The 2888-nt window shown below is 73.5% G+C and carries 2 protein-coding genes; both read right to left on the bottom strand.

The window, feature by feature from the left end:
- Positions 1 to 93 precede the first annotated feature (93 nt).
- On the bottom strand, positions 94 to 2529 hold the full coding sequence (locus tag ABEB16_RS17745; RefSeq protein ID WP_425560242.1) for a RelA/SpoT family protein: 2436 nt from the start codon (positions 2527 to 2529) through the stop codon (positions 94 to 96).
- A 133-nt stretch (positions 2530 to 2662) separates the two neighbouring features.
- On the bottom strand, positions 2663 to 2888 hold a 226-nt coding region (locus ABEB16_RS17740; RefSeq protein WP_345713544.1), incomplete at its 5' end, for a phosphoribosyltransferase family protein.

Here is a 2888-nt window from a genome sequence, read left to right as displayed (position 1 = left end):
CGACCCCGCCGCGCTGGCCCGCGTGCTCGCCGGCCGTCACGTCCTCACCGCGCGCGAGCTGCTGCACAGCGCCGGCCTGCTGCCGGCCCGGCGTCAGCTGCGCGGTCGGCCCGCCGTCATGCGGTAGGCGTCGAACACCCCGTCCACGCGGCGGACCGCGTTGAGGACGTGCCCGAGGTGCTTCGGGTCGGCCATCTCGAACTGGAACTTCGACAGGGCCACGCGGTCCCGGCTGGTGCTCACCGTCGCCGACAGGATGTTGACGTGGTTGTCGGACAGGACGCGGGTGACGTCGGACAGCAGCCGCGCCCGGTCCAGGGCCTCCACCTGGATCTGCACGAGGAAGCTCGTCGCCGACGTCGGCGCCCACTCCACCGGCACCAGCCGCTCCGGCTGCTGGCGCAGCACGCTGACGTTGTCGCAGTCCTCCCGGTGCACCGACACCCCGGCGCCGCGGGTGACGAACCCGACGATCGGGTCGCCCGGCACGGGCGTGCAGCACTTGGCGAGCTTGGCCCACACGTCGCCGGCGCCGTTGACGACGATGCCCGCGTCGCCGGTGCGCGGGGCGCGGCGCACCTGGTCCGGCATCGTCGCCTCGGCGAGGTCCTCCTCGGCCCCCGCCTCGCCACCCACCGCCGCCACGAGGCGCTCGACGACGCTCGCGGCGGAGATGTGCCCCTCCCCCACCGCGGCGTAGAGGGCGGAGACGTCCGGGTAGCGCATGTCCCGGGCCAGCGCCAGCAACGACTCCGGCGACATCAGCCGCTGCAGCGGCAGGTGCTGCTTGCGCATCGCCTTGGCGATGGAGTCCTTGCCCTGCTCGATGCGCTCCTCGCGGCGCTCCTTGGAGAACCACTGCCGGATCTTGTTGCGGGCCCGGGGGCTCTTGACGAACTGCAGCCAGTCGCGGCTGGGCCCGGCGCCGTCGGCCTTGGAGGTGAACACCTCCACCAGGTCGCCGTTGTCCAGGGTCGACTCCAGCGGCACGAGCCGGCCGTTGACGCGGGCGCCCATCGTGCGGTGCCCGACCTCGGTGTGCACGGCGTAGGCGAAGTCCACCGGCGTCGAACCCGTCGGCAGGGCGATGACGTCGCCCTTGGGGGTGAAGACGAACACCTCGGCGGCGTTGATCTCGAACCGCAGCGAGTCGAGGAACTCCCCCGGGTCCTGCGTCTCCCGCTGCCAGTCCAGCACCTGCCGCAGCCAGGACAGGTCGGTGGTCGAGCCCGCACCGCCCTTGAGCGCCTCGCCACCGGCGGCGCCGGGGGTGTCCTTGTACTTCCAGTGGGCCGCGACGCCGTACTCGGCGCGGCGGTGCATGAGGTGGGTGCGGATCTGGATCTCGACGGGCTTGCCCTCGGGCCCGATGACCGTCGTGTGCAGCGACTGGTACATGTTGAACTTGGGCATCGCGATGTAGTCCTTGAAGCGGCCCGGCACCGGGTTCCACCGGGCGTGCAGCGCCCCCAGGACGGCATAGCAGTCGCGGACGCTGTCGACGAGGACGCGGACGCCGACGAGGTCGTAGATCTCGGCGAAGTCCCGGCCCCGGACGATCATCTTCTGGTAGATCGAGTAGTAGTGCTTGGGCCGGCCGGTGACGGTGGCGCGGATCCGCGCGGCGCGCAGGTCGGCGGTGACCTGCTCGCGCACCTTCGCGAGGTACTCCTCGCGGGCCGGTGCCCGCTCCGCCACCAGCCGCACGATCTCGTCGAAGCGCTTGGGGTAGACCGTCGCGAAGGACAGGTCCTCCAGCTCCCACTTGATCGTGTTCATGCCGAGCCGGTGCGCCAGCGGGGCGTAGATCTCCAGCGTCTCGCGGGCCTTCTTCTCCGCCGAGGCCGCCGACACGTAGCGCCAGGTGCGGGCGTTGTGCAGGCGGTCGGCCAGCTTGATGACCAGGACGCGGATGTCCTTGGCCATCGCCACGACCATCTTGCGGACGGTCTCGGCCTGCGCCGCGTCGCCGTAGGTGACCTTGTCGAGCTTGGTGACGCCGTCGACGAGCATCGCGACCTCGTCGCCGAAGTCCGCGCGCAGCTGCTCGAGGGTGTAGTCGGTGTCCTCGACGGTGTCGTGCAGCAGGGCCGCGGCCAGCGTCGGCGGGGTCATGCCCAGCTCGGCGAGGATGGTGGCCACCGCGACGGGGTGCGTGATGTAGGGGTCGCCGCTCTTGCGGCGCTGGCCCTCGTGGGCCTTCTCCGCCCGCACGAAGGCGCGCTCGACGACGCTGACGTCGGCCTTGGGGTGGGTGCCGCGCAGCGTCCGCAGCAGCGGCTCCAGCACCGGCGACACCGTCGAGGGCCGCTGCTGGCCGAAGCGGGCCAGGCGGGACAGCATCCGGCTGGCCGTCACCGGGCCGGTGGTCTCCGCGGGGCGGGACGGCTCGCGGCGCACCGGCGGCTGGGCCGCGGGCTGCGGGGTGGTCGCCGCGGGGTGTCCGGTGGCGCGCTCGACGGCGGTCGGGGCGGTGGCCGCGCCGGCACGCGCGGGCGCAGCGTCGCCGGTCTGGATCTCGTCGGTCATGGCCGCCCTCCTCGCGTGTGCCAGCAGTCTAGGAGGCCCGCGGCGGCGGCGACGCGCCACCGGGTGCCGCGTCACCCGGACGTCCCCCGCGGGCGGTCCGCACCGTGGTCCCGGCGCTCCCCGCGGCCGGGTGTCAGACGATCAGCTGCGCGGTGACCGGCCAGGCGCGCAGGGCGTCGCGCCCGGACAGCGCGGCGATCTCCAGGAGCACGTGCACCCCGCTCACCACGGCACCGGCCTCCTCCAGCAGCTCCGCGGCCGCCCGCGCCGTGCCGCCCGTGGCGAGGACGTCGTCCACGACGAGCACCCGGGCCCCGCGCGGGACCACGTCGGCGAGCAGCTCCACCGAGGCGGTGCCG

The sequence above is a fragment of the Kineococcus glutinatus genome, assembly GCF_039542765.1.
GTDB lineage: Bacteria > Actinomycetota > Actinomycetes > Actinomycetales > Kineococcaceae > Kineococcus_A > Kineococcus_A glutinatus.
Note: the sequence above shows the minus strand (reverse complement) of the source record. Positions and strands in the feature narration are given on the sequence as shown.

Bases quoted from the DNA above. Each gene is read 5' to 3' on its own strand.
- ABEB16_RS17745 (WP_425560242.1), bottom strand. From the start codon at position 2,529: ATGACCGACGAGATCCAGACCGGCGACGCTGCGCCCGCGCGTGCCGGC.